This is a genomic window from Janthinobacterium lividum (assembly GCF_011601275.1).
Lineage (GTDB): Bacteria > Pseudomonadota > Gammaproteobacteria > Burkholderiales > Burkholderiaceae_D > Janthinobacterium > Janthinobacterium lividum_E.
In genome coordinates, this window is sequence record NZ_JAAOLY010000003.1 from 142,294 (window position 1) to 169,049 (window position 26,756).

At 64.9% G+C, this 26,756-nt stretch carries 23 protein-coding genes; 9 read left to right on the top strand and 14 right to left on the bottom strand.

Features of this window, described 5'->3' with window-relative positions; translation table 11 throughout:
* Positions 1-160 precede the first annotated feature (160 nt).
* Positions 161-1,837: a peptide chain release factor 3 gene (locus tag GYK42_RS05990; protein WP_046684614.1), complete on the top strand. Its 1,677-nt coding sequence runs from the start codon at positions 161-163 to the stop codon at positions 1,835-1,837.
* Positions 1,838-2,011: 174 nt separating this feature from the next.
* Here GYK42_RS05990 and GYK42_RS05995 read toward each other — a convergent pair whose 3' ends face one another.
* Positions 2,012-3,904: a putative bifunctional diguanylate cyclase/phosphodiesterase gene (locus tag GYK42_RS05995; RefSeq protein WP_166446733.1), complete on the bottom strand. Its 1,893-nt coding sequence runs from the start codon at positions 3,902-3,904 to the stop codon at positions 2,012-2,014.
* A gap of 266 nt (positions 3,905-4,170) precedes the next feature.
* Positions 4,171-4,299, bottom strand: a complete 129-nt coding sequence (locus GYK42_RS29530) for a hypothetical protein (protein WP_260687188.1) — start codon at positions 4,297-4,299, stop codon at positions 4,171-4,173.
* A gap of 184 nt (positions 4,300-4,483) precedes the next feature.
* Here GYK42_RS29530 and rnk point away from each other — a divergent pair, with 184 nt between their 5' ends.
* Positions 4,484-4,891 (top strand): nucleoside diphosphate kinase regulator, encoded by a 408-nt coding sequence (rnk, locus tag GYK42_RS06000; RefSeq protein ID WP_162835757.1) that lies wholly within the window; start codon positions 4,484-4,486, stop codon positions 4,889-4,891.
* 54 nt (positions 4,892-4,945) lie between these two features.
* Here the strand turns inward: rnk and GYK42_RS06005 are convergent, their stop codons facing one another.
* The 3 genes from GYK42_RS06005 to GYK42_RS06015 form a co-directional block, all read right to left on the bottom strand.
* The gene (locus GYK42_RS06005) at positions 4,946-5,974 is read right to left on the bottom strand and encodes a transporter (RefSeq protein WP_205711291.1); all 1,029 of its coding nucleotides are present in this window, start codon (positions 5,972-5,974) and stop codon (positions 4,946-4,948) included.
* A gap of 107 nt (positions 5,975-6,081) precedes the next feature.
* The gene (locus tag GYK42_RS06010) at positions 6,082-6,780 is read right to left on the bottom strand and encodes a YXWGXW repeat-containing protein (protein WP_240943480.1); all 699 of its coding nucleotides are present in this window, start codon (positions 6,778-6,780) and stop codon (positions 6,082-6,084) included.
* A gap of 189 nt (positions 6,781-6,969) precedes the next feature.
* Complete coding sequence (locus GYK42_RS06015; RefSeq protein WP_166446734.1) at positions 6,970-7,200, bottom strand: hypothetical protein; 231 nt, start codon at positions 7,198-7,200, stop codon at positions 6,970-6,972.
* A 334-nt stretch (positions 7,201-7,534) separates the two neighbouring features.
* Here GYK42_RS06015 and GYK42_RS06020 point away from each other — a divergent pair, with 334 nt between their 5' ends.
* The 5 genes from GYK42_RS06020 to GYK42_RS06040 all read left to right on the top strand — a co-directional run bounded on the left by GYK42_RS06020 (position 7,535) and on the right by GYK42_RS06040 (position 14,337).
* Positions 7,535-9,853: a hypothetical protein gene (locus GYK42_RS06020; protein WP_166446735.1), complete on the top strand. Its 2,319-nt coding sequence runs from the start codon at positions 7,535-7,537 to the stop codon at positions 9,851-9,853.
* Positions 9,854-9,872: 19 nt separating this feature from the next.
* Positions 9,873-12,194 carry an SUMF1/EgtB/PvdO family nonheme iron enzyme gene (locus tag GYK42_RS06025; RefSeq protein WP_166446736.1) on the top strand — a complete coding sequence of 774 codons (2,322 nt, stop codon included), beginning with the start codon at positions 9,873-9,875 and terminating at the stop codon, positions 12,192-12,194.
* A 62-nt stretch (positions 12,195-12,256) separates the two neighbouring features.
* Complete coding sequence (locus GYK42_RS06030) at positions 12,257-12,976, top strand: SIMPL domain-containing protein (protein ID WP_346768067.1); 720 nt, start codon at positions 12,257-12,259, stop codon at positions 12,974-12,976.
* A gap of 78 nt (positions 12,977-13,054) precedes the next feature.
* Positions 13,055-13,453, top strand: coding sequence for an OsmC family protein (locus GYK42_RS06035; RefSeq protein WP_046684109.1), 399 nt, complete (start codon positions 13,055-13,057; stop codon positions 13,451-13,453).
* Positions 13,450-14,337, top strand: a complete 888-nt coding sequence (locus GYK42_RS06040) for a pirin family protein (RefSeq protein ID WP_166446738.1) — start codon at positions 13,450-13,452, stop codon at positions 14,335-14,337. Before GYK42_RS06035 ends, GYK42_RS06040 begins: the two co-directional genes overlap by 4 nt.
* Positions 14,338-14,343: 6 nt before the next feature.
* On the opposite strand, the gene GYK42_RS06045 is transcribed toward GYK42_RS06040, so the two are convergent.
* The 6 genes from GYK42_RS06045 to GYK42_RS06070 form a co-directional block, all read right to left on the bottom strand.
* The gene (locus GYK42_RS06045) at positions 14,344-16,818 is read right to left on the bottom strand and encodes a TonB-dependent siderophore receptor (protein WP_166446739.1); all 2,475 of its coding nucleotides are present in this window, start codon (positions 16,816-16,818) and stop codon (positions 14,344-14,346) included.
* Positions 16,819-16,957: 139 nt separating this feature from the next.
* Positions 16,958-17,923, bottom strand: a complete 966-nt coding sequence (locus tag GYK42_RS06050) for a FecR domain-containing protein (protein WP_166446740.1) — start codon at positions 17,921-17,923, stop codon at positions 16,958-16,960.
* On the bottom strand, positions 17,920-18,438 hold the full coding sequence (locus GYK42_RS06055; RefSeq protein ID WP_200899222.1) for a sigma-70 family RNA polymerase sigma factor: 519 nt from the start codon (positions 18,436-18,438) through the stop codon (positions 17,920-17,922). Before GYK42_RS06055 ends, GYK42_RS06050 begins: the two co-directional genes overlap by 4 nt.
* 116 nt (positions 18,439-18,554) lie before the next feature.
* The gene (locus GYK42_RS06060; RefSeq protein ID WP_166446741.1) at positions 18,555-19,148 is read right to left on the bottom strand and encodes a metal-dependent hydrolase; all 594 of its coding nucleotides are present in this window, start codon (positions 19,146-19,148) and stop codon (positions 18,555-18,557) included.
* Positions 19,149-19,684: 536 nt separating this feature from the next.
* Positions 19,685-21,304 (bottom strand): FHA domain-containing protein, encoded by a 1,620-nt coding sequence (locus GYK42_RS06065; protein WP_240943481.1) that lies wholly within the window; start codon positions 21,302-21,304, stop codon positions 19,685-19,687.
* 226 nt (positions 21,305-21,530) lie between these two features.
* A complete protein-coding gene (locus GYK42_RS06070; protein WP_166446742.1) occupies positions 21,531-22,382 on the bottom strand; it encodes a class I SAM-dependent methyltransferase in 852 nt (283 codons plus the stop codon).
* 152 nt (positions 22,383-22,534) lie between these two features.
* Between GYK42_RS06070 and GYK42_RS06075 the strand changes: the two genes are divergently transcribed.
* Entirely contained in the window at positions 22,535-22,954 is a 420-nt protein-coding gene (locus GYK42_RS06075; protein ID WP_166446743.1) for a DUF2177 family protein, read from the top strand.
* Here GYK42_RS06075 and GYK42_RS06080 read toward each other — a convergent pair.
* The 3 genes from GYK42_RS06080 to GYK42_RS06090 form a co-directional block, all read right to left on the bottom strand.
* Positions 22,935-23,885, bottom strand: coding sequence for a PP2C family protein-serine/threonine phosphatase (locus GYK42_RS06080; protein ID WP_166446744.1), 951 nt, complete (start codon positions 23,883-23,885; stop codon positions 22,935-22,937). The genes GYK42_RS06075 and GYK42_RS06080 overlap by 20 nt on opposite strands.
* 148 nt (positions 23,886-24,033) lie before the next feature.
* Positions 24,034-24,480 (bottom strand): glycine zipper 2TM domain-containing protein, encoded by a 447-nt coding sequence (locus GYK42_RS06085; RefSeq protein WP_166446745.1) that lies wholly within the window; start codon positions 24,478-24,480, stop codon positions 24,034-24,036.
* Positions 24,481-24,600: 120 nt separating this feature from the next.
* Positions 24,601-25,131: a GNAT family N-acetyltransferase gene (locus tag GYK42_RS06090; RefSeq protein WP_166446746.1), complete on the bottom strand. Its 531-nt coding sequence runs from the start codon at positions 25,129-25,131 to the stop codon at positions 24,601-24,603.
* A gap of 174 nt (positions 25,132-25,305) precedes the next feature.
* Between GYK42_RS06090 and GYK42_RS06095 the strand changes: the two genes are divergently transcribed.
* Positions 25,306-26,754 carry a M20/M25/M40 family metallo-hydrolase gene (locus GYK42_RS06095; protein ID WP_166446747.1) on the top strand — a complete coding sequence of 483 codons (1,449 nt, stop codon included), beginning with the start codon at positions 25,306-25,308 and terminating at the stop codon, positions 26,752-26,754.
* Positions 26,755-26,756 lie beyond the last annotated feature (2 nt).

Below are 26,756 nucleotides of genomic sequence, written 5' to 3' on the forward strand. Positions count from 1 at the left end.
AGGGTGACAACATTTCTGCAGTGCAATGTTGCCTGCGGATTGTGACCTCTTGATGAAGTGCCCAATTTTGCCGTTCGCCAGAGTGAAGCAGTTCACACGGACGGGCGATCCTTCTGTAAAATCGAGGGTTTTTTGCGAGGGCCATATTATGGTCACCAATATGGCCAACGAGAACGACATCAACACCCCCGATTCCAGCGACAACGCGGACAGCGCAGCAGCGCCAGCGAGCAGCAAGGCGCCGGCCGTGATCGCGCGCGAAGTGCAGCGCCGCCGCACCTTCGGCATCATTTCCCACCCGGATGCGGGTAAGACCACCCTGACGGAAAAACTGCTGCTGTTCTCGGGCGCGATCCAGATGGCCGGTACCGTCAAGGCCCGTAAATCGGGCCGCCACGCGACGTCGGACTGGATGGAGATCGAGAAGCAGCGCGGCATTTCCGTCGCGTCCTCGGTGATGCAGTTCGAATTCCGCGACCACGTCGTCAACCTGCTCGACACCCCGGGCCACCAGGACTTTTCGGAAGATACCTACCGCGTGCTGACGGCGGTCGACTCGGCGCTGATGGTGATCGATGCGGCCAAGGGCGTGGAAGCGCAGACGATCAAGCTGCTGGCCGTGTGCCGCATGCGCAATACACCGATCGTCACCTTCATGAACAAGATGGACCGCGAGACGCGCGATCCGCTGGACCTGCTCGACGAACTCGAATCGGTGCTGAAGATCCAGTGCGCTCCCGTCACCTGGCCTATCGGCATGGGCAAGAACTTCCGCGGCGTGTACCACCTGCTGAACGACGAGATCATGCTGTTCAAGGCCGGTGAGGAGAAGGCCGACGGCGCCTTTGAAATCATCAAGGGCATCGACAACCCGCGCCTGCAAGAGATGTTCCCGCTCGAGATGGATCAATTGCGCATGGAAGTGGAACTGGTGCACGGCGCGTCGAACCCGTTCAACCTGGAGGAATTCCTCTCGGGCGTGCAGACGCCCGTGTTCTTCGGTTCGGCCATCAACAACTTCGGCGTGCGCGAGATTCTGTCCGCGCTGGTCGACTGGGCGCCGGCGCCGCGCGAGCGCGATGCGACCGTGCGTTCGGTGGCGCCGTCCGAGCAGCCGTTTACCGGTTTCGTCTTCAAGATCCAGGCCAACATGGACCCGGCCCACCGCGACCGCATCGCCTTTTTGCGCGTGTGCTCGGGACGTTTCGAGCGCGGCATGAAGGTCAAGCACTTGCGCCTGGGGCGCGAGATCAAGGTGTCGAACGTGGTGACCTTCATGGCATCGTCGCGCGAACAGGTGGAAGAGGCGTACGCGGGCGACATCATCGGCTTGCCGAACCACGGCAACATGCAGATCGGCGACAGTTTTTCCGAAGGCGAGATGCTGACCTTTACGGGTATCCCGTATTTTGCGCCGGACTTCTTCCGCTCCGTGCGCATCCGTAATCCGCTGAAGATCAAGCAGTTGCACAAGGGCTTGCAGCAGCTGGGCGAAGAGGGTGCGGTGCAAGTGTTCAAGCCGGTGCAGGGCGGCGAACTGGTACTGGGCGCCGTCGGCGTGCTGCAGTTCGAAGTGGTGGCCAGCCGTTTGCTCAACGAGTATGGCGTCGATGCCGTCTTCGAAGGCACCAGCATCAGCAGCGCGCGCTGGGTCAGCTGCGACGACAAGCGCATCCTGCAGGACTTTGAAAACGCGCTGGGCCACAACGTGGCCTACGATGCGGCCGGCAACATGGCTTACCTGGCCACGTCGGGCGTCAACCTGCGTTTGACGGAGGAGCGCTGGCCGAAGCTGACGTTCCACGCGACGCGCGAGCATTCGGCGAAATTGGCCTGATGTGGGTGGTGTCGGGTTACGCGCTGCGCGCTAACCCGACCTACGGGGGTATGGGCCGGTGATGTCGGATTACGCGCTGTGCGCTAATCCGACCTACGCCGACCTACCTGTTCATTGTGTAGGTCGGATTAGCGGCGGCACGCCGCGTAATCCGACACCATCGTTGGCAGTCACTCAAGCCGGCAAAATCGTGCGCGTGCTCCAGTCGCGCCGCTCCAGCAGCAATGCCGTCAACTGCGCCGCCGTCATCGGACGCGCGAAGAAAAAGCCCTGCACGTTGTCGCAGCCCGCTGTCCTCAAAAACTCCACCTGCCGCAAGGTTTCCACACCCTCGGCCACCACTTTCAGATGCAGGCTGTGCGCCATGGCGATGATGGCCGTGACGATGGCTTCGCCTTCGCCGGGCAGGTCGTGCACGAAGCTGCGGTCGATTTTCAATTGGTCGATCGGCAGGCGCTTCAGGTAGGACATCGAGGAATAGCCGGTGCCGAAATCATCGATCGACAGGTGGATGCCCGTTTCCTGCAGGCGTCGCATCAATTCCACGTTGGCGTGGATATTGTCCATCAGGACCCCTTCCGTGATTTCCAGCTCCAGCAAACCATGCGGCAGCTGCGTTTCGTGCAGGATGGCGCGGATGTCGTCCATCAGGCCCGGATCGCGCGCCTGGCAGGCCGACAGGTTGACGGCCACGTGCTCGAGCGAATCGAGCAGGCCCGCCTTGCACCAGAGGGCCGCCTGGCGGCAGGCGCTTTGCAGCACCCAGCGTCCCAGGTCGACGATGATGCCGCTTTCCTCGGCCACGGGGATGAATTCGGAGGGGCTCAGCTGGCCCATCTCGCGGCAATTCCAGCGGACCAGCGCCTCCACGCCGACGATGCGCCCGCTGCGCAAGTCGATCTGCGGCTGGTAGTGCAGATACAGTTCCTCGTTTTGCAGCGCGCGGCGCAGGTTCGCTTCCATACGCAGGCGGCGCTGGGCGCGCAGTTCCATTTCAGCCTTGAACACGGCGTAGCGGTTCTTGCCCTGGTGCTTGGCGTGGTACATGGCCGTATCGGCATTGCGCGTCAGGGTGGCCACGTCCTGCGCGTCGAAAGGATACAGGCTCACGCCGATGCTGGCGCTGACATACAGCTGGTGGCCTTCGAGGTCGAACGGCGGGGCCAGCACGGCGAGGATCTTGCGCGCCACGCTGGCCATTTCCGAGGCGTCGTCGGCCGGTTCGACGATGACGACGAATTCGTCGCCGCCGATGCGGCAGATGATGTCGGTGCCGCGCAGGATGGCCACCAGGCGTTCGGCGACGAGCTTGAGCAGCTGGTCGCCGCAGTGGTGGCCCAGCGTATCGTTGACCACCTTGAAGTTGTCCAGGTCCAGCAGCAGCAGGCCCACGCTGCTGTCCTGGCGGTCGGCGCGCGCCAGTGCGTAGGCCAGGGCGTCGTTGAATTCATGGCGGTTCGGCAGCTGCGTGACGGAGTCGACGTGGGCCAGGTAGTGCAAATGGTTTTCCGCATGCTGGGCGGCGGTGCGCGTGCGGCGCACCATCAGGAACGTCAGGCCAAACGCGCACAGGCAGACGAGCAGGGTGAAGGCGGCAAATTGCGCCAGGCTGGCGTACAGCGGCGTCAGGCTGGCGCGCAGGTACAGCGCGCCGCCGCCGGGCAAGGCCTTCAATATCGCGGCGCTGCCGTCCAGGTAATCGATGTGCATGCCGTTGCGCGGCGCCGCCGGCACGGCATCGTTGCTGCTGCGCGCGTAGCGGGCAAATGGCGTGCCATAGGGACTGTAGAGCAGGGCTTGCCGGATATGCGGCGCGGCGGCGAGGGGAGCGAGCAGTTGTTGGGCTGCAAGGCGATTGTCCTGGCGCATGGCTTGCGCGGCGGCGGGGGCCAGCATGTCGGCCTGGATATACAGGTTGCGCTGCAAGGATGCTTGAAGGGAAAACAATTGGAAGATGATCAGCAACAGGCTGGCCATGGCCAGCATGGCTGCCGCGGCCAGCAGGTTCAGCCGGGCTATGCGGTCGCCGCGCAATTGCGACGACGGCAGCATCAATGGCGCCATCATGACGCTTCCTCCTGCCGGCCCCGCTTGCCGCCGCCCCGTGTGATCGCGCCTCGCCCTGCCATACTTTACGTTCCAGTCTGATGAAAACCGAAGTGAGCCGGAACTCTCAACGTGTTGCTAAGGCCGACATATTGTCATTTTGCAGCGCGAAAGTACAGGGTGCGCGGCAATTTAGTGTCCATGCCGCGCACCGGTGGCGGCAAGCAAGGCGACAAGACAGGCGGAAAAAGAGGGCGTGTCTTTCTAATAATAATTCATGCTGAATTTTAATCCTTTTTTTGCCCGCCGTTTTTTTTCTCTAAAAACATGCTGATGGTAAACAAAATACTACCGAGAATAACTTCCATGCTTGCAGTCATCCCGGCACGGATTAACTTTTTTACTGCATCAGCCATTGCAAGCCATTGATTTTAATAAATTTTAATGAAGAATGCGAGAACGCTATGGCCTTGCTCCGCGAGTTCGTCCATAATCCGCTGATGATGGACGTTCTGATGCTGTTTGTTTTGTCTGCCGCGGCCAAGTCAGCAGCCGCCAGTAAAACCGGACGTCGCCCTAATGATCAATAGTGAGGATATCTTGGAAAAAAAACCAAAAATTATTTTGTCGTCACAAGACCTGGAACGACTGGAAGCGTTGTTGTATGCCTTGGGTAATAACTTATCGCCGGACAAGGCCGCCTTGCTCGACGAGCTGGGCCGCGCCGAGGTGCTCGAGCCGCAAGAGATTCCCCCGACCGTCGTGACGATGAATTCCACCGTGCGCTTCACGGTGGAAAACAAGGAGGAATTCTGTCTGACGCTCGTGTATCCGAAGGATGTGGAAGGCCAGGCCGACCGTATTTCCGTGCTGGCGCCCGTCGGCAGCGCGCTGCTGGGCCTGTCCGTTGGCGACAGCATCGCCTGGCCCATGCCGGGCGGCGTGGTGAAGGTCAAGATCGAGGAAATCGTTTATCAGCCTGAACGGGCCGGCGAATATCACCGATAAGCAGTGATGGCGAACGGCGCCTGCCGTTCGCCTGCAAGGCCGTGTTTTCGATAGTCAACTATTGCGTTGCACGCGCACCACCAGCCATCCCGCCACGACCGTAAACGTGACGATGATGGCGACGATGATCCAGAATCCCTGCGGATGCTGGGCCAGCGGAATACCCCCCACGTTCATGCCCAGCATGCCGGCGATGATATTGATCGGCAAGGCCAGCACGGTGACGATGGTCAGCACGAACAGGCTGCGGCTGTTTTCCTCGTTGACGCTGGCGGCGATTTCTTCCTGCAGCAGCTTGATGCGTTCCTGTAGCGAAGACATGTCGCTGAGCACGACGGAAAATTCCTCCGTCGACTGGCGCAGTTCCAGGCTGTCGAGCTCCGACACCCATGCGGGCGGGCGTTGCAGCAGGCGGAACAGGGCGGCCGGTTCCGGCGCCAGCAGGCGCTGCAGCCGCACCAGCACGCGCCGCATGGCGCCCAGGTCTTCGCGTTTCGGCACCAGGCGCCCGGCCAGCAAGTGATCCTCGATATCGTCGACCCGCGCCACGGCGTCGCGCACGATGTTGACCAGCACGTCGGCCTGGTCGCGCAGCAGATGGATCAGCAGCTCCACCGACGAGCGTATCGGCTCGTGGTTCTTGATGACGGCCTGGCGCAGGCGCTCGATCGACTGCAGCGGCGCGCGGCGCGCCGTAATGACGAGGTTTTGCGCCACGCTGGCCCACATGGTGGAAATATCGGAGGCCTCGAACGAGAAATTGTGCACCACATCGTTGACCACGGCGATCAAGGTGTTTTCCGCCTGTTCGATGCGCGTCGAGCGGGAACCCTGGTGCAGGGTTTCATAGAATTCATCGGCCAGCTGCGTGTGCGCCATTAGCCATTTTTCGCTGGCCGCATGCGACAAATTGAAATGCAGCCAGACGAATTCCTGCGCCGGGCGCGCCGCGCCATCGGCCAGCCAGGCCAGCGCCGCCGTCGAGTCGAGCGCCAGCGGCTGCGCCTCGCGGCCAAACAGGAAGCCCCAGACCAGGCCCGAGGTGTCCGAGCCGTAGGTAAAACCGGCAGTTTCCATCGCCATCGTGAATCTTTCTCGCGCAGTGTGATTGATCGTCGCGCGATTCTAATACACGGATGTGTCGGGAAAATGACAAGGCCACCGCGAACGGTGGCCTTGGTGTTCGCTGTTTAGTTGCGGTGCGGATTATCGGGGCGGCGGTCATCGCGGTTCGGAATCCCGTCGCCATCGCGGTCGTGGCGGTTGCCATTGTCGCGGTCATAGCGGTTGGGGATGCCGTCGCGGTCGCGGTCGCCGTTCGGGCCGCGTGGCGACCAGCGGCCTTGCTCCATCTGCCAGCGGCCGTCGCGCTGGTTCCAGGCGGGCGGCGCATACACGTAGCCGGGGCGTTCGGCGATCCATACGCCTGGCGTCCAAGCGTAGCGCTGGCTGCGCCATTCCCAGTGGCCGGGCGCCCACGTGTAGCCATGGCGCGCGCGCGGGATGGCTTCGCGGCGCGGCGGCGGCGGGGCGATACGGATCTCGTCATAGCGCACGGGCTGCACTTGCGCGGCGACCCAGCCGCCACGATCCAGGCGCCAGCGGTTGTTCTCTTGTATCCAGGCGGCGCGGCGGTACTGGTTGCCGCCCCGTTCGCGCAGCCATTCGCCGTTGTTCCAGACATGGCGCTGGCCATCCCAGTTCCAGTAGCCGGGCGCCCAGACATAGCCGGCGCGCGGCGCCGGGGCGCTTTCAAACCGTGGCGGAGGCGGGGCGTCGCCGATGACAATGCTGACGCCGAGCTGATTCTGTGCCATCGCTTGCGCAGGCAGGAAGGCCGCGGTGCTGATGGCAAGCATGGCTGCTGCGTAGAGTGTGACGGGTTTCATGATGTGCTCCATTTCGGTGATTGCGTGAAATGGACTATAGGCGCTTGCTGGCGGGCAGATCGCCTTTGATTCAACTTATTACAATTGACACAATGCTGTGTGTCCGTGTATCCGTGGCGGATACAAATGGCGGCCTGGCGCGGCGGTATTCAAGCGGGCGCCAGGCGGCGTGGTGTCAGCATCGGTGGCTCACAGGGTGCTGGCGGTGGCGTTGCCCAGCAAGGCTTGCCGTTCCTCGATCAGCGAGATTTTCTTTTCCTGTTCCGTCATGCGCTTGGCGCTGACCACGACGACGGGAATGGCTTGCGCCACATCGGCCGTCCTGGCAGCCGATGGCTGCATGAAGCTGACATAGCTGGCACCGCAGGCGATGGCGACGGCGATGGTGAAGATGGCTTCCATGTTTTTCAGGGTTTTCATCATTATTCCTTTCGGGGGTGGCGGGTGGGTATGTCTGCACTGTAGCCAGACGCGCGCTGGTGCGCCATGCACATGCGACCAGACGTGGTTTTGGCGGGATGGCCTGCAAAAAAACGGCGCTGGAATGCCGGAGCGCCAGCGCACCGGTCGACCGCTTGAATTGAGGCCTAATTAGGCCTGTATCCGTGCTTATGAATGCACTTGCCGCATGGCATTATTTGACACTGCACAGTGTTGTGCCCATGCCGTGCGTGGCAGGTGCTGCGCCGACTGTCCTGCTAGAATCGACATGGCAGCCCGATCACGTGGATAAAAATATCATCAGGAGTCACACATGTTCCAATTGTTTGGTTTTGGCGGCGCCCGCTGCCCGCGCTGCGAGCACAAGAATGGCGCTGCCGCCGGCTATTGCGCGCAATGTGGCTTGTCGCTGGGCGCGCCCGACAGCGACGCGGTGCTGCATGCCAATCAATGGCATCTTGCCGATGGGCAACTGGCCCTGTTCTTCGGCGTGCGCGAACTCTCCTCGCTGTTCGGCAGCGCGGCGCGGCGCTTGCAGGTACCGGCCGAATCGCGCGCCTGGATCGTGCAATCGGACGCTTTCACCTTGATACCGGCTGGCGACTACGATAGCGCCGCCTTCTTTGCGCGCCTGCCGGCGCTGCTGCCGGCGCGCCCGGCCGAAGTGCTGATCGCGCGTGCCGATGCCATCAGCCTGGACTTCGATTTGCCTGGCCTGGCCACGACTGAAATGCTGGGCGTCGCCGCATCGCTGCGCGTGGACATCGCGCTGGGCCAGCCCGACGCGTTCGCGCGCCAGTTCATGCGTGCGCCGGGCGCCGTCACGCGCGCCCACCTGCACGCGCTGCTGCTGCCGTCCGTGCGCCAGATTGCACTGGAATTTGTCGCCAGCCGCGCGCTGCGCGAGATGGATGCGAACGCCGACCTGCGGCCTGAATTGAACGAACGCCTGCAATCGGCCCTGACACAGCGCCTGGCGCCCAGTGGCCTGGCCGTGGCGCGCGTGGAAACGCTCAGCCTGCGGCACGACAAGCGCGAGGGCGACGGCGATGCGGCCATCGGCACCCTGTGGCTGGGCGGCTTGCCGGCGCAGGAACTCGAGCAGCACAGCCTGGAGCGCATGAAGCAGCTCGACCAGCTGTATGACGAGGAAGAGTGGCAGCGCATCCGCCGCGAGGAACTGGCGGCGCGCCACGCGCACCGCCGCGCCGAACTGCGGCAGGATGCGACGCTGGAAAAGGCGGAACTGAACCACCAGGAAGCGGAGCGCCTGCAAGCGCTGCGCGGGCGCCAGATCGACCTGTATGGCCGCATCCTGGAAGCGAAATCGCGACGCCAGGCGCTCGACCATGGCGCCGCGCTGGCGCTGGGCGAGCTGGAACAGGAACTGGCGCAAAAGGGCGCGCAGCGGGCCGATGAAGCGGCCAACTGGGAGCACGTGCGGGCGCTGGCCGGCATCAAGATGCGCAGCGAGCTGGAACTGTCGCAGCTGCACGGTCGCGAACAGATCCAGCTGGCGCAGCAGCGCTTTACGCATCAGGTCCACCTGCAGTCGATCGCGCAGCAGGTGGAAAGCGCGCTGCTGATCGACGACGAGACGGGCCGCCGCACCCAGCTGGCGCGCCTGCGCCAGGCGGAGGCGGATGCGGCCCGGCGCGAGGCGCAGCTGGAGGCGGAGCAGCACCAGGCCGCGTGGCAGGGACTGATGCTGGCGAATGCGGCGCGCAAGCGCGAAGCGGAGCGGGTGCAGGAGTGGGAAGACCAGATGCAACTGGCGCGCCAGCGCGAACTGCTGCGCGCCGAAGCGCACAAGGATGAGGCGGCCCAGGTGCAGGCGGCGGAAATCGCGGAAAAGGTGGCGGCGCTGCGGCGCGGCGGCGCGCGCGAGGACGCCGTCGCGCAGCAGGAAAAACTGCTGCGCACCATCGAGGCCGATGGCGTGCACGCGCGCCAGCTGCAGCAGCAAACGCAGCTGGCGCAGCTCGACGCGCTGGCCATCGAGGAGCAGCGCCAGCAGCTGCGCCAGCTGGAACAGGAAGCGCAATGGCAGCGCGATCTGCTGGCCATGGCGCAGCAGCGCGAAAGCGATTACGCGCGCTGGAAGGGGGAGTATGAAGCCCTGCTGGCGCAGCAGGCGCATGCGGCCGAACTGGCGCGCATCGATATCGACCGCATCGAGAAAATCGGCTCGCTGAGCGACACGGGCAAGGTGGCCATGGCCGCCGGGCAGAATGCGGCCGTGCTGGCGCAAGTGCTGAAAACGCAGCTGCAGGCAGGCATGAGCGCCGAGCAAATCCACGCGCTGGCGGCGCTGGCGGCGGCCGAAAACAGCATCGCGCCGCTGGACGCCATGCGCATGGCGCAGGACAGCGTGGCGCAGGAGCGCAACTACCTGGAAGGCCAGGCGGAACGCGAACGGCGCCAGCAGCTCGACCTGATCAACCTGCAGAATGCGGCGCACGCGCATGGCCTGTCGGCGCAGGCGCAGCTGGGCGTGGCCGTGGCGCAGGCGCTGCAGCCGCAGTCCGGTGGCGGGTCGGCGCCGCTGCGCTGCAAGAACGGCCATGCGCAGCGCGCGGGCCATCCGGAAGATAAATTCTGCGCCGCCTGCGGCGTCGCCTTGCAGCCTTGATGGAAGCGTTTCACCCCAGATGATGCAAAAAGCACGAGACAAACTGCGGGAACTGCGCGCCCTCCACGACGACGGGCTGCTCAGCGAGCAGGAATTTGAACGCCGCAAGAACGCCATCCTCGACGCCGAGTACGCGCCACCCAGCGCTGCGTCTGTGCCGGCGCCGCTGCCCGTACGCCAGGGCACGGAGCTGGGCTTCATGACGGGCCAGGAAATCGGCCCGCAAAACCGCCGCTACCGGCTCGAGCGGCTGATCGGCACGGGCGGCATGGGGCAGGTGTGGCAAGCGACCGACCTGGCCACGCACGCGGAGCTGGGCAGCAGCGAAATGGTGGCGCTGAAGATCTTGCCGCCGCAGCTGACGCAAAGCGCCACGCACGCCAAGCTGCTGATCGAGGAGGCGACGCAGGCACGCAAGCTCGCGCATGAAAACATCGTGCGCGTCTACGAGTGGGCGCAGGATCCGGCCACGGCCAGCTATTTCATCATCATGGAATGCCTCGATGGCGAAGACCTCGAGCACTATCTGGCGCGCGAGGGCGCGCTGCCCCTGTCCACCGTGCAGGAACTGCTGCAGCCGGTGGCCGAAGCCCTGTCGTATGCGTGGGAAAAGCACAAGCTCGTGCACCGCGACATCAAGCCGGGCAATGTCTTCCTGACGGCCAGGGGCGACGTCAAGCTGCTCGATTACGGCATCGCTTCGCGCGTGCGCAATGCGGACAGCAGCCTGGCGCTGGACATGCCGAATGCGGGTACGCACGGCTACCGGGCGCCCGAGGCCGGCGTCAACCAGCGCCAGCCCAGCCCGGGCCTGGACGTGTACGCCGTGGCCGTGATGATCTATCAGATGCTCGAAGGGCGCATGCCGTTCGACGACGCGCGCAGCGCCAGCCATTTGCCGTCCGCGCCGCAAGCGCTCAACGCGCAGCAGTGGCAAGTACTGCAGAACGGTTTTTCGCTGACACCGGAACTGCGGCCCCAATCCGTGCAAGCCTTGCTGGAAAACCTGGAGCGTGCGGCCGGGCCGTCGCCTGAAGAACTGGCGGAACAGGCGCGCCAGCAGCAGGCGCGCGCGGCGCAGCAGGCGCAGCAACAACGGGAGGCGGCGCTGGTGGCCGAACAGGCCCGCGAGGCGGCGGTCAAGGAGGCGAGGGCGCGCCAGGAAGAACTGGACCAGCGCCGCAAGGCCGAGATCCAGGCGGCCGCGCTGGAAAAGCAGCGGCAAGATAAACTGCGCCGCGAACAGGAGGCGCAGCGCCATTTCGAAGCGGAAGAGGCGCGCAAGCTGCGCAAGGAAGCGCTGCGCGGCCAGCTGCGCGCGCGCCGCGAAGCCGATGCGGCCACCGCCTTGCAGGAACACCAGGAATTGCAGCGCAAGGCCATCGTCGCCAAGGCGGAAGCGGCCTACCGCGCCGAGCAGGAACGCGCGCGCAAGGAACAGGCCAGCCGCGCCGCCGCAGCAGCTGCCCCTGCGCCGGCATCCGCGCCGGCGCCGGAAGCCGAGCACGTGGAACCGGTGCCCAATGCGGAAGGCGTCTTGCGCGACGATTTTCTCGATGGCTCGGGGCAGGGGCCGGAACTGGTGCTCATTCCCAGTGGGCGCTTCCAGATGGGCGCGCACGAGACGGAACACAAGGCCGCCATCCAGGCCGGCTCGCAGCAGACGTGGCTGGATCGTGAAACGCCGCAGCACTGGGTCGGCATCGAGCACCCGTTCGCGCTGGCGCGCCACCCCGTCAGCGTGGGCGAATGGCGGGCCTTCGTCAAGGCGACCGGCTGGGCGGGCGGCTCGGAAACGGACTGGGACAATCCCGGCTTCGTGCAGAACGACCAGCACCCGGTGGTGGGCGTGAGCTGGAATGACGCGCAGCTGTACATGGCGTGGATGAGCGAGCGCACGGGCCGGCGCTACCGCCTGCCCAGCGAAGCGGAGTGGGAATACGCATGCCGCGCCGGCACGCGCACGGCCTTCAACGTGGGCGACACGATCAGCACCGAGCAAGCCAATTACGACGGCCTGTACGTCTACAACGGCGGCCCGCGCGGCGTGTACCGGGGCGGCACCACGCCGCTGGGCACTTTCGCGCCGAATTCCTGGGGCCTGTTCGACATGCATGGCAATGTGTGGGAATGGGTGCAGGACGTCGTGCACGACAATTACGAAGGCGCGCCCGTCGATGGCAGTGCCTGGGAAGAGGGCAGCGACAGCAGCCGGCGCATCCTGCGCGGCGGCTCCTGGCTGTACCACCCGCGCTACCTGCGCTCGGCCCTGCGCAACGGCTTTTCCAGCGTGCTGTCGAACGATATCGTGGGCTTCCGCGTGGCGCGCACGCTCGACTAATCCATTGTCATATTGGCCATCTTGGCGGATACTTCATGCACCTTAACCGTGCTGGAGTGTCCGTGTTCAAACGCCGCCTGCTGTCCCTCGTGTTCGCCTGCTTGCCCATCTCCGCTCTGGCCGGCGATTTGCCTTCCTATCCCTTCATCCACGCGACGGGCACGGCCTACAGCTTCGTCACGCCGGACCTGGGCGAGATCGACTTCGATGTCAGCGCCTTCGACCCGGCGCCTGACGTGGCCACCGCGCTGGTGAAGACGCGCATCACGGAAATCAAGGCGCTGCTAATGGAGCAGGGTTTGCCGGAAGCGGCGGCCGGCATCGAGGTGCGCGACGTGCGCAAGGAAATCCGCAAGGGCGCAGAACAGGATCCGGCCAATCCGCAGTACCAGATCAAGGCCAGCGTGCATATCAACGTGGCGGATTTGTCGAAATGGCCCGCCGTCATGGGCCCGCTGCTGGCCATGCCCAACCTCGATGCGTTTGCCGTCACCTTCGGCGCCACGCAGCGCATCCGCCTGGAAGAGGAGCTGGTGGGCGAGGCCGTCAAGGATGCGCAGCGCAAGGCCGACGCCATGGCGCGCGGCTTGGGCAAGCGCGTGGGTGCCGTGGCCGGCATCTCGTCGGACCAGCTGAAAAACCTGGGCAATGCGGTGGGCCTGGTGCCGTCCGACCGCTACCAGCGCGCCAACAGCCGCCAGCGGCAAAATCCCGACGACATGCTGATGGTCACTGTCCTCAAGATGGGACAGACGGTCGACGCCGTATTCCGTATCAAATGACCAGGTAGCAGGGCAGCAGGCTGCGCCAAGCGGCCAAACGGTGTAAATTGTGGCTTTCCAAACGCACCAAGGAACGCCATGACCATCAAAGCCATCCGCGACCAGTCGCAACCCATGCGCCACATCGTGCACGTACGCGACCACATCATTTCCGCCGATGCCTCGGTGGAGGAGGGTGGCGGCGACGCCGGCCCTTCGCCGCACGACCTGTACGACGCGGCCCTGTCGGCCTGCAAGGCGCTCACCGTCGTCTGGTACGCCCGGCACAAGGGCATCCCGCTGGAACACGTGGAAGTGTCGACCGAGCGCGACGCCAGCGAAGAGCGCAAGGGCGTGTACCGCCTGGCCGCCACCCTGCACCTGACGGGCGAGCTGACGGATGCGCAGCGCCAGGAATTGCTGGCCGTGGCCGGCAAATGCCCGATCCACAAGCTGATGACGGCCGTCACCACGGAAATCACGACGGTGCTGGCATGAGCGCGGCCATCCTGAAAAGCCACGAAAAGGACCTGGGCGGCGGCTTCGTCGTGCGGCGCTTGCTGCCTTCCGCGGCAAAACAGGCTGTCGGGCCCTTCATCTTCTTCGATCATTTCGGCCCCATCGACGTCGCCCCCGACGCCAACCACGACGTGCGCCCCCATCCGCATATCGGCCTGGCCACCGTCACTTATCTGTTCGAAGGCGCGATCGACCACCGCGACAGCATCGGTTCCTGCCAGCGCATCGAACCGGGCGCCATCAACTGGATGACGGCCGGGCGCGGCATCGTGCATTCGGAACGCACGCCGCACGACCTGGCCGGACAACCGCACCGCACCCACGGCTTGCAGCTGTGGGCCGCGCTGCCCAAGGCGCACGAGGAAGACGAACCGAGTTTCACGCACACGCCGCAGGCCGACATTCCCGTCGTGCCGCTCGATGGCGCCGTGGTGAAGGTGTTGATCGGCACAGCCTTTGGCCAGACCTCGCCCGTGCGCACCTATATGCAGACGGTGTACCTGGACGTGGCGCTGCAGGCGGGGCGTACATTACGGCTGGAAGGCTTGCCGCCGGAAGCGGCGATCTATCCGATCAGCGGGGAAGTGCTGGTCGATGGCGTGGCGCTCGCGCCGCACACCATGGCCTTGCTGGAAGCGGGCACGGTGCCTGTCGTAACGGCAGGCGGCGGCCCGGTGCAGTTCGTCGTCATCGGCGGCGAGCCGCTGGACGGCCACCGCTTCCTGTTCTGGAACTTCGTCTCCTCGAGCAAGGAGCGATTGTCGCAAGCGGCCGACGACTGGACCGCCCAGCGCATGGGGAGCGTGCCGGGCGAGACGGAATTCATCCCGCTGCCGAAGGCGCCATTGCGTCCTCCGGCATAAGCTGGATTAGAACCGCGCGCGCAAGGTCAGTTGCGCCTTGCGCGGCTCGCCATAGAAATTGCCCCAGGCCGGCGCACCCACCGTCTGGTAGTAGCGCTTGTCGAGCAAGTTCGTCACGGACAGCGAGGCCGTCCAGTTGCGGTCGATCTGGTAGGCGCCGCGCGCGCTCCACAAGGCATACGCGCCTTGCGCCACCGTGACGTTCTGCGTCACGCGCGAACTCTCCGTCTGGAAGTTCACGCCGCCGCCCACGCTCCACTTCTGCAGGGCGCCGGGCAGGCGGTAGTCGCTCCACGCGCGCAGCATGTGGCGCGGCGAGTAGGTGCTGGCGAACATCACGCCCGCATTCGACGTCTGCTCCAGGTATTTGAAGTTGTTCAGCGTGTAGCCGGCGAACAGCTGCCAGCCCGGCGCCACTTCGCCGCTGATTTCCGCATCGACGCCTTCGCTGCGTACCTTGCCCGCCGAGAAATAGCATTCCGTGCCGCTGGAACAGGTATTGACCAAGTCCAGCTCCGCGCGGTTGCGCTGCTCGATGCGGAACAGCGCCAGCGAGGTGTTCACCTTGCCGTCGAGCAGTTCACCTTTCACGCCCACCTCCAGGTTGCGGCCCTTGAGCGGGTCGAGCAGGGCGCCTTCGGCCGTGCGCTGGTTTTGCGGCTGGAAGATGTCGGAGACGCTGGCATAGCCGGACCAGCGCTTGTCAAACGCATAGATCACGCCGCCATACGGCGTGACGACGCCGTTTTCGCGGTACGGATCGATGTACACCTCGCCCGTGTCGCGGTACACGCTGCTCCATTTGTAGTTCGATACGCGCGCGCCCGCCACCACGGTGAGCGGATCGCTGACGCTGAAGCGGGCCACGCCGTAGGCGCCCGTCTGCGTCATTTTCGTCAAGCTGGGATCGCCGCGGTAGCTGTTTGCGCGGAACCAGGCGTCGCTCGGTTCGGCCACGCCGTGATTTGGGCGCAGCGGGTTGTTCGGCTGCTGCAGCAAGGCCAGGCTGAAATCGCTGTCGCTTTCCAGCCGGTTCGTGTTGATGCCGGCGCTGAAGCCGTGGCGGCGGCCGAAGGCGTTGAATTTGCCGTCGAGCGACAGGTCGAGGCCCTTGTTGGTGCTGCCGTAGTCGAACACGCCGCCATACATCATCATGCCGGCCATGGTGGCGGGATTGATCGCGCCCTGGCTGAACATGTATTTCACGTCATGCCGCTCGCGCGTGTAGTTGGCGCTGGCCTTGAACAGCCAATCGGCGTCGAAGCGGTGCTCGAATTCGGCGAAGACGACCGTCTGGCGGCTAGCCCAGCGGTTCCAGTCGGCGCCGAGGAAGGTTTCGCGCGGCAGTTTCGGATCGCTGCCATCGCGGTAGCGGGCCATGCCGGAAAAGAACGGCGTCGAATGCAGCTTTTCGTAGCTGGCGCCCGTCGTCAGCTTGCTGCCCGGCGCCAGGTCGAATTCCAGCACGCCATACAGCACGTCGGTGCGGCTGTCGGCCACGTCATAGAAATAATCGCGCTGCTCGTGCGCGGCCACGGCGCGGCCACGGATGCTGCCCGACTCGTTCAAGGGACCGGTGACGTCGACTTCGCCGCGCACGTCGTTCCAGCGGCCCGCGCTCAACGCCAGCTGCACCTGCTTTTCCGCCAGCGGGCGCTTGCGCACCATGTTGATGGCGGCGCCCGGCGAACCGGTGCCCTGCAGCAGGCCGGTGGCGCCGCGCACGATTTCCACCCTGTCCAGCACGGCCGTATTGCTGGTAAAGCTGTTCGCCTGCGGGTAGTACATGGCGCGGTTGACGCCGTCGAACTGGTAAGTGTCGACCATGAAGCCGCGCGAATACACATAACGCCCGCCCATGGGGCTGTCGTACATGGTGATGCCGGTGGTATTGGCCAGCACGGCGTCGATGGTGTTGAGGTTCTGGTCGTCCATTTTCTGGCGCGTGACGACGCTGACAGATTGAGGAATCTCGCGCAGGGTTTGCACGCCCTTGCCGACGGTGACGGCGCGCGCCGCATACGAGTTGCTGTGTTCACTGACGGGGTCGCGTTCCATGCTGGCGCTGACCGTCACGGGCGCCATGGTCTTTTCCACGCCGGCCGCGGTTGCGGACGATGGCGCCGCCTGGCGCAGCACGTAGGCGCCGTTCGGCAGTTGCACGGCTTCCAGGCCGCTGCCGGCCAGCACCTGGGCAAAGCCCTGGGCTACGCCAAAGCTGCCGCGCACACCGGGCGAGCGCAGTCCCCGCGTCTGCGCGGGATCGGTCGACAGGCTGACGCCGGCGGCGACGGCAAAGTCATTCAAGGCGGTGGCCAGCGGGCCGGCCGGTACGGCGTAGGCTTGCGGGGCAGTGGCGGCCTGGCCTTGCGCCAGCGCGGGCGCGGCGCTAAAGGCGGCGGGGGCGGCGCAAGCCATGGCGATGACGGCCAGGCGGATGGCGCGCGCGGCGGGATGGAGGACGGGGGTGGTCAGCTGCATGCTCGGTCTTTCTGCTCTAAGGGGTAAGAATTGGCGTATGAATCGACTACGTGATTGGCTACTTAATTGGCTACTTAACTAGGAAGCCGAAGCAGCGCAGCGAAACACCAACCCCTGGCGCAAAAAAAACTGAAAATAATTATGTGGCTCGGGCCGACACCGTGGCCCAGTAGCGCGTGAAGTACGTCACTTGCAGTCCGTGCGAGGCGCACAGGCTTTCCAGCACGGCATCGATATCGTCCAGCCGATACGTGCCCGTGACGGGGCGCCGCGCCACGCCGACGTCGCACGCGAGGCGCCCGCGCCGGTAGCGCGCCAGTTCCGTGACCAGTTTTTGCAAGGGCCAGTCGGCGGCCACCAGCATGCCGCGCAACCAGCTGTCCTGGTGCGCCGGCATGGCCAGCACGTCATCCGCGCCAGTGTCGCTGAAACGCAGCTGCTGTCCCGCTTCCAGGCGGCGCACGGCGTCAGGGCGCGCCGCGCAGCGCACTTCCACGGCGTGTTCGAAGACGCTGACCGTGCTGCCGTCGGCATCGCAGCGCACGCCGAAGCGCGTACCGAGCGCGCGGATCACGCCGTGCGGCGTGTCGACGAGGAAGGGGCGCGCATCGGGTGCCGTCGTGATCATGATTTCGCCATGGTGCAGGCGGATGCGGCGGTGCGTGGCGCCGTAAGCGACATCCACGGCGCTATCCGTATTCATTTCCATGCGCCCGCCATCGGCCAGGGTTACGCGGCGGCGCTGGCCCGGGGCCGTGCGCAAGGACGCTGTCAGGGCTTGCCATGGGCCGGAACGCAGGCCCGCCTGGCCCAGCGCGATGCCGCCGCCGGCCGCCACCAGCAGGGCCAGCACTTTCGCGGCGGCGCGCCGGCGCTGCTGCGCCGCCCGCAATGCGGGCATTGCCAGCGCTGCCGGTATCGCGCCGAGCTGGCCGTCCATGCGTTGCAGCAGTTCCCAGGCCCGCTCATGCTCGGCGCTGGCGTCGCGCCATGCCCGCAGGGCGGCCGGGTCGGCGCTGCCGCACTGGAGTTCCACGTGCCAGTGGGCGGCGGCGGCCAGGATGCTGCGGGCGATAGGATTGGACGAGGATGTGCCAGACATCATGCGGCCGCCAGCATCAGGCATTCCGTGTAGGCGCGCACCAGGTGTTTTTTCACGGTGGGCAAGGATACGCCCAGGCGCCGGCTGATCTCCACATAGCTGAGCTCCTCGATCTGCGCCAGCAGGAAGATGGCCCGCGTGCGTGCGCCCAGGCGGTCGAGCAGGCGATCGATGGCCAGCAGGGTTTCGATGATGATGGCATGCGTTTCGGCGCAGATCGATGCCGGTTCGGCTTGCTGCGCCAGCGCTTCCAGGTAGGCGTGCTCCAGCGCCTGGCGGCGGTAGCGGTCGATCAGCAAGCCGCGCGCGATCGTCGCCAGGTAGCCGCGCGGTTCGCGCAGGGGCGCCAGCGGTGTCACCTCGCGCTTGCCGAGCAGGCGCAGGAACGTGTCCTGTGCCAGGTCGGCCGCCTCGGCGCGGTTGCCCAGCTTGCCGCGCAGCCAGCCATACAGCCAGCCGTGATGCTCGCTGTACAGGGTGCTCAGGTGATTGGCATGGGTGGGACTGACGGTAATCACTGCGTTCTCCAGGCAAGGGAAGAGCTGGGCTGACGGAACGCGGGGGTGCCGGCTGGCTGGGCTTTTTGAGAATGATACTCATTATCACATTGCCATGCGGCCCCCGTCAATCGGCGTCAGCCACCGAGGCGCCAGCGCTCCTGCCACTGTTGCAGATCCGCCCAGGCTTGCTGCAGGGCAGTGACGGACCAGTGCAGCAGGCTGTCCAGCGCCAGCACGCTTCGCTGCCAGTGGATGCCGTCAAAAAACACGTGGTCGGCCACGATGGTGGCGGCCAGCCAGGCCGCGATGATGACAATGATGTCGTGGCGCCCGCTTTTCCACCAGCGCAGCGAGTGGCGGCGGAAAATCCACGGCACGCCCAGCGGATTGGGCCAGTCCGCCAGCAGATGCATGATGCCGCCGGCGGCAAAGCCGAACAGGGGCGGCGCCCACAGGTGGTGCGGCAATTGCAAATACGTGTAGACGAGCAGGGCGATCCAGGCCAGGCCCCAGTGCGTCCATGTGCGGTGCGTGATCCACAACTTGTGCGTGCGCGCCCACCAGGCCACTTCCAGCCAGTCCGGCGCCGTGCCGCCCAGCGCGCCCATGACAAAGGCGAGCAGGCTCAGCACTTGGTAGGGGCCACCGGCGCCAGCGTGCGCGACCAGGGCCGCGGCGATCACGCCGGCAGCCCAACCGGTCGCATGATGCGCTTTGTTGGAAGCCATAGAAAATGTAAAACGCCATGCGTGGCGTTGTGTGAAATGCAGGGGATATTAACTGGATGAATATACAGTATGCAAGGGCGTGGAGGGGTGCTATTTGCAGAATATCTGCTGATAATTTGTTAAATTGTGTGTCGGGGCGGCTAGGCCAGCGGGCTCGGCAATGCATGCCGGCGGGTCAATTGTGTTGTGCGGCTGATAATGTAATTGGCGCAGGGCGCGCTATGCTGAAAACAGTCTTACGTTTTGAAGAGGTGTCGCCATGAAAATCCCGCGCGAATTGCAGATTCCCGCCCTCGTGTTTTCACTGGAAGCGGTGTTCATTATTGGCTTGTCGCTGATTTTTCTTGTACTGGTACCGCGCTAGTGCATTGTGGGTGACAGCGGATTTACAACACTGAACAAAACCGTAGCGAGCGGAAGGGAGAGGTGGTCGAGAAGCGCAGCCGTACTCTGTACGGGGCGCCGAGCGGGGGCGCCGAGCCGGTGAGCATCGCAGGCCGCCTATACCGACGCGCAGGAGGTTTGGTTCAGTGTTCCTAGGCAGTTTGCATGGTTGTGCTGTCGCACAGCGCCGCGCCTTCGGTGCGGATGATCCAGCATTCCGGATACGGTTCGCTGGAGAAGCGGTTGTGCCGCGCGAAGCCGCTCAGCTTGTCGAGCGCGGTGGCGGGGGCCAGTGCGGTTTCCTTGCCGCTGGCCGTGTCCAGGTGCCAGAAACCGCCGTTGCGGTGGAAGAGTACGGGAAGGCAGCTGGCTTGCGGCGTGGCAAGGTGGCTTGCCGGCGTGGGCTGGGTGTCGGGCAGCAGCAGATAAAAGCATTCGGCGCGGGCGCCGTGGTCGATGCGGTGCAGGATCACGCCATGCGCGAGCAGCGCCGTGACGCTGAGCACGACGATGCCCTTGATGCTGGCAGACAATTCGATGCGCATGCCCAGGCGCAAGGGTACGGGCTTGTGCTTGCCTGGCCACACGCCGTCGAGCAGCAGGCCATAGCGCGACACGTCCTCAATTTCAAAACCTTGCTGGCTGCGCCGGATGATAGCGTGGCGGCCCGACAGGCGGCGCGTCAAGCCATTGTTGTCCTGGCCGTCGGGGCTGAAATGGCTGAGCAAGACATCGGCTTCCGGGTCCACCAGTTCGAAGCGGCCCAGCATGCATTCCTCCAGCGCGAACAGGCGGATCTGGCGCTGTTCGCCCGCTTCCGGCGCTGCATTGACGAGACAGGCGGCCTGGCTTGGGTGTGGATGGCAGTGGCTGGCGGCGGGCAGGTCGACTTCGATCAGCTCCTCGTCCCAGGCAATCGTGGTAAATCCCATGTCGATCTTGCCTTGCGGCGCAGACAGATCCACGTGCGCAATGCCGGCATTGCGCGCCGTGACGTCGAGGTTGCAGCCGTCGCCGCCCGTCACGCGGGCGATCGAAGCGTCGTCCGCCATCACGCGCACGTTCTTGTGCGTGCTGAGGAAGATCTGATGGATTTCCGTCAGGGTGGCGTCGCGTCGCGGCACGAGGATGACAAACGTGCACACCCATTTCTGCGCCACGGCGCCATCGACGTGGCTGTGCACTTCCACTTCGATCTGGTATTGCCCGTGTTCCTTGTTGCGCGAGGAAAACTCGACAAACACGGGACGCCAGTCGCCGCGCGTGGTGCGCACGAAATCATGCTGCACGTGCCCGCGAGGGATCAGGTCCGAGCGCAGGCGCAAGGTCAGCTGCGGCGCGCAGGCGGCACTCATGCCGCGCAACTCCATCTTCAGGGTTTGCCGTCCGCCTGCCGCGCGCGGATCGAAGCCGCTGATGTGCAGGTGGGCTTGCACGGGCTGGTAAGCGGGCGGTACCGTTGGCGGCGCAACGGGCGCTGGCTTGAAGGCCGGGGTGGCGGCGGAGGCAGGTACAGAGCGGCTTACCGTTTGAATGGCGGCATCGCGAATAACGGCATCACGAATAACAGCATCGCAAATATCGGAATCATGTGCAGGGGCGTGCGGAAGCGCCGTTGCCGATGGCTCGGAACGGGCGCTGCGCAGTGCGGTCAACAGGTCGTAGCTGCTGGAGGCAGTCGTTGCTTGCGGGTGGTTGCCCGCGCAGACTGTTTCCCCAGGCAAGACCCAGAACGTACAGTGCGGGTGCTCCGGGTTGCTGCATTTTTTCATGACATTCTGACTCGAATCGAGCGGGGACATTCTGCCCTCTGTTATACATGAGAGCTTACGCGCTTTTTCGCCTGCTTGGCAACTTTCGCGATACCGGAATGCGCTCTTTTTGCCCAAATTCATGCCTCTGGTCACACCTTGTCATGCATGTCATGGAAACTATTGCTAAAAAACACATTTTATATCTTTCTGGATATGTTATTTTGCTATCGGTATGCGGCTGCGTTCAGCCGCGCCGTTTGCTGACGATGACTTCCAGATACTCGCCAGGCACCACCAGCGCGTCGGCGCCGGCCGTATTCAGGCGCTCCAGCATAGCGAGCAGTTCCTGTTCCAGCGCCCCGGCGCCAGCCTCGTCCAGCGCGGCAAACGCTTTGTGAACGGGGCCGTAATAATCGCGGAACACTTGCAGCCAGTGTTGGGCGGACGCGTAGCGGAAATTGAAGACCTTGCTTTGGCCGTGCACCTGCTCCGCCCCCTGGCCGAACAGGTCGCGCACATAGGCTTCTTCGCCCCAGCGGGCCGGCGACACCATGCCCGCCGGGGGCGGCACATACTTGCCTATGGTCTTGAATAGTTGCCCGCCAAAGCCGTCCGGTGTCCAGTTGGCCATGCCGATGCGCCCGCCTGGCCGCAGCACGCGCAGCATTTCGCTGGCCGCGCGCCGGTGGTCGGGCGCGAACATGACGCCAAAGGTCGACAGGGCCGCGTCGAAACTGGCGTCGGCGAAGGGCAGGGCTTCGGCGTCGGCCACGCGGAAGGTCACGGCCAGCCCTTCCGCCTCGGCGCGCACGCGGCCTTTGTCCAGCAGGGCCGGCACATAATCGGTGGAGACGACACAGGCAAAGCGGCGCGCGGCCGCCAGGGTGGCGTTGCCATTGCCGGCGGCGATGTCGATGACGTCTTCGTGGGCGCGGATATCGGCGGCCTCGGCCAGCGATTCGCCGACCGGCTGCAGGGTCACGCCGATGACGGCGAAGTCGCCGCTGGCCCAGCCTGTTTGCTGGCGCTGCTTGATGGCGGCGTAGTCGGGCGCGCCGGCGCCGGCCTGCTCTGATGAGGGGATGGTGTTGCTCATGGCATGCTCCTGTGACGTTGGAGAAATCTTTCCGTCAGACCGCGCGCCGTGGGCATCGTTCATTTTTATACAGGCCGTCATGAGCGCGGCGGCGTTTTGCATTATGCTGGCGCAACCGTTTCCCCAACGCCACCTGACGCCGAGAGATGACCATGCCTGTCCAACGCCCGCTCCAGCTTGCCATTGTCTATGGCGCCACCCTGTGCGTATTTCTCGCCTTCGACGCCCTGTGGCTGGCTGTGCTGATGAAACCCGTGTACGCCGCGGCGCTGGGTCCATTGCTGGCGGACACGCCACGCTGGGCGCCGGCCGTGCTGTTTTACCTGCTGTACGTGGCGGGGCTGGTGGTGTTTGCCATCTTGCCCGGCTTGCGCGCACGCCGCGGGCGCACGGCGGCGGCGCTGGGTGCGCTGCTCGGGCTGCTTGCCTATGGCACTTATGATTTGAGTAACTATGCGACCTTGCGCGATTGGCCGCTGGCCTTGACGGCGATCGACATGGCCTGGGGCGCCGTGCTGTCGGCCATGTCGGCAACGGCCGGCTACCTGGCTGCTAGCCGGTCAGGGGGCTGAACTCCGCATCGAAGCGCAGCGCCAGCATGGTAATGTTGTCGCTATGTAAGCCTTTTGGCGGCTGGTAGAGGAAGTCGTCGAACACGGCGCTGACGGCCTGCGCCGCAGTCTTGCCGGCGCACAGGGCGGGCCAGCGGGCCGTGAGGGCCAGCGGATCGTCGCAAGCCCAGAAGCCGTCGCTGGCCAGCAGATAGTGGGCGCCGGGCCGCACGCGCAGCACGCGGCGGTCGCCCAGGTGCGCGAGGAAGGGCGGCAAGTTGGCCGCGTCGAGGCCGCGCAGGGGCTTGTCGAGCTGCAAGCTGTCGCTGATGGCGTTGCCTAAAATAAAGGCCTGCGAGATTTGCGGATGATGTTCGCCATGCACGGCGGCGCGCCAGCGCGTCTCGTCGAGCGCGCCGCGCATGGCGTACACGGTGGCCGGTACGTGGTCGACGGTGAGGATGCTGGCCACCCCGTCGGCAATTTCATACAGGCGCGAATCGCCCACGTGATACAGCAGCGGCGCTTCGCCGGGCGGCACTTCCAGCAAGGTCAGGGTGGTGCCGGGCGGACGCGCCTGGGCTGGTTCGGTCCTGGCGAAGGTATCCTGCAAGCGCGTGTGCAACTGGTCGAGCCTGGCTGTCAGGCTTGCCGTGTCGAGGCAGGCGGGCATGGCCAGCAAGCCTTGCACGGCCGCTTCCGCCGCTTCGCGCCCATGGCCGTGGCCGCCCATGCCGTCGAGCACGGCAGCGCGCACATGGCCGCGCGGCCAGCCCGGCACCTGGCAGTGGAATGGCGCCTGCTGCGACAGGCAGACAGCATGGCCGCTGGCATCGATCAGCAGGAAGTTGTCCTGGTTTTCGCGGCGCGGCACGGGGCCTGCGCCCACGCTGGTGCCGGCGGCGGCGTCGAGCCAGGGGCCGAAGTCGAGCCCGTCTTTGATTGAATGCATCGGTTTTTGCGGTCCAGGCGGCCAGCAATGTTGATCATAGGACACAGCTTAGCCGAAATCGTGCGGGAGCGATACCTTGCCTATTTTGCAAAAAAACCTGCGGCAGCAGGCTGGCGCAGGTTTTTCATGGTGCAGTGCAGGGCCGTGCTTAACGGCGATGGCCCCAGCCGTGACCGTGGCCGTGACCACGGTCATAGTAGTCGCGGCGGTCATAATCACGGTAGTAGCCGCGGCCCGGTTGCACGTAGACGACAGCCGGCGGGCCGTAGTAGCGCGGTGGCGGCGCGTAGTACACGGGCTGCGGCGCCGGGGCGTAGTACACCGATTGCGGCGCAGGCGCGTAATAAGTTTCGCGATAGCCGCCGCGATAGCCGCCACGGTCGTAATAGCGGTCATTCGTGCTGATGCTGTTGCCGACGGCGGCGCCCAGCACGCCACCGACGATCGCGCCATTGCGCCCGCCGGTGCTGTTGCCAATGGCCGCTCCGACAACGGCGCCTGCAACGGTATTGAAGTCGCGGTCACCGGCAACTGCGGCCGAAGACACCGCCACTGCCGCTACCATTACCGCACCCAGGAGTTTCTTGTTCAACATGGCATTTCCTTCCATTCCGGCGAGATCACAATGATCTGCATGAGGTGGACTATATCTGCTGCCGCAAGCTTGTTCCACGTCTAATACAACTTATTACAATCCTGCCCCGGCCGTAACAAGTCAGCGCCGGCGCGCCTGCCATTCGGTGCGTAGCAAGCTGTACATTTTGGCATCGCGCATCACGCCATTGATAAAGAAGGCCTGGCGTATCAAGCCCTCCTGGGTAAAGCCGTTCTTTTGCGCGATACGCTCGGAGCCGATGTTCAGCGGGTCCATCAGCAGCTCCAGCCGGTGATACGGATAGGCGCTGAACAGGTAGTCCACCACCAGGCGCGTCGCCTCGCTGATGTAGCCGCGCCCGTCCCGCTGCCGGTCGAACAGGCGGTAGCCGATTTCGCGCGAGGCTGGCGTGCGGCTCTTGAAGTGCGTGATCGTGCCGATGATGTGCTGTGAGTGATCTTCGATGAGGAACAATTCGCTGTCCTCGGTGACGAAGCCCGATTGCAGGAAGTCGCGCCGCATCGCTTCGGGCGACTTGAATTGCATCGAGAAAAACTCGCCGCGCGAGGGCAGGTCGTTGACGAGGGAGATATAGGTATTCAGGTCGGCGGCCTGCAAATGCCGGACGGTACAGAGGGTTCCCTTGAGCATGTCGGTTTCCGGTAGCGATCACGATCTTGATGGTAATCGACTCCGGGGGGAACAGGCAATCGATCCCGTAAAAGTTGCTGCAATGACAGAATAAATACGCTATCGTAGAAAAAGTCGCGCCTTGCCCATGGCCACGGCGTACCCGCTTCGACCTCGTTGACTGGATTTGAATACATGCATAGCATCCTGGCTGGCGCGCCACTGCGCCGTTCCGCTTTATCCCTTGCCCTTGGCTGCATCGTCAGCGCCGGCGCCTTTGCCGCCGCGCCGGGCAATACGCCACAAGCGCTGGCGCAGGTGCGCGATACGGCGCTGCAAAGCGACTGGGCCTACGCCCGCCTGGCCGACATGACGGATCTGATCGGTCCGCGCCTGTCCGGTTCCGCTGGCGCCGCCGCCGCCGTGCAGCAGGTGGCCGACACCATGCGCCAGCTGGGCGCCAAGGTCACCTTGCAGCCCGTGAAAGTGCCGCATTGGGTGCGCGGCGTGGAAACGGCGGAAATCGTCGACTATGCCGGCCGTCCGCAGGGCGTGTCGCAGCGCGTGGTGCTGACGGCTCTGGGCGGCTCCGGCGCGACGCCGGCCGCCGGCCTGACGGCGCCCGTGATCATCGTCAAGAGCCTGGAAGAACTCAAGGCGCGCGCGCCGGAAGTGAAGGGAGCCATCGTGCTGATCGACACGCCGTTCGACCAGGAGATGGCCGAGCGTGGCCTGGCGGGCGTCACCTATGGCCAGGGTTCGCGCTCGCGTTTCCTCGGGCCGAAGGCGGCGGCCGACCTAGGCGCCGCCGCTGCGCTGGTGCGCTCGGTGGGCGGCGCGAACTTCCGCATCCCGCACGCGGGCGCCACGGGCCTCGATGAGAATAAACGCATACCGGCCGCCGCCGTCACCGTGGAAGACGCCTTGCTGATCGGTCGCCTGGCTGCGCGCGGCCCCTTGAAAATGCACCTGACCCTGACGCCGCAAAACCTGCCGGAAGCCGACAGCTACAATGTGATCGCCGACTGGCCGGGCACGGACAAGGCCGACGAAGTGGTGGTGGTCTCGGGGCACCTCGATTCCTGGGACCTGGCGACGGGCGCGCACGACGACGGCGCCGGCGTGGTGGCGGCCATGGGCGTGGTGGAAACCCTGAAAAAGCTCGATTACCGCCCGCGCCGCACCATCCGCGTGATCGCCTGGATGAACGAGGAAAACGGCGGGCGTGGCGGCCAGGCCTATTTCGAAGCGCACAAGCAGGCGCTCGGCAAACAATATGCGGCCATCGAGATGGACAGCGGCGCCGGCCGCCCGTTCGGCATCAAGGCCAGCGTGGGAGCGAAGGCGGAAAAACTGTTTACGCCTTTGCTGGCCGCCCTGCAGCCTATGGGCGCGCACGCGTTCACGCGCCGCGACGCGCTGGGCACGGGCGATTTGCACCGCCTGGAAACGGGCGGTGTGCCCAGCTTCGAGCCGCTGGTCGACAGCCACAGCTACTTCCACTACCACCACACGGCGGCCGACACCCTGGACAAGGTCGACCCCGAAAACCTGAAGCGCAACGTGGCGCTGATGTCGTCGCTGGCCTGGTTCCTGGCCAATATCGACGGCGAGATCGGCCGCGCGCCGGAGCAGGGTGAATAGGC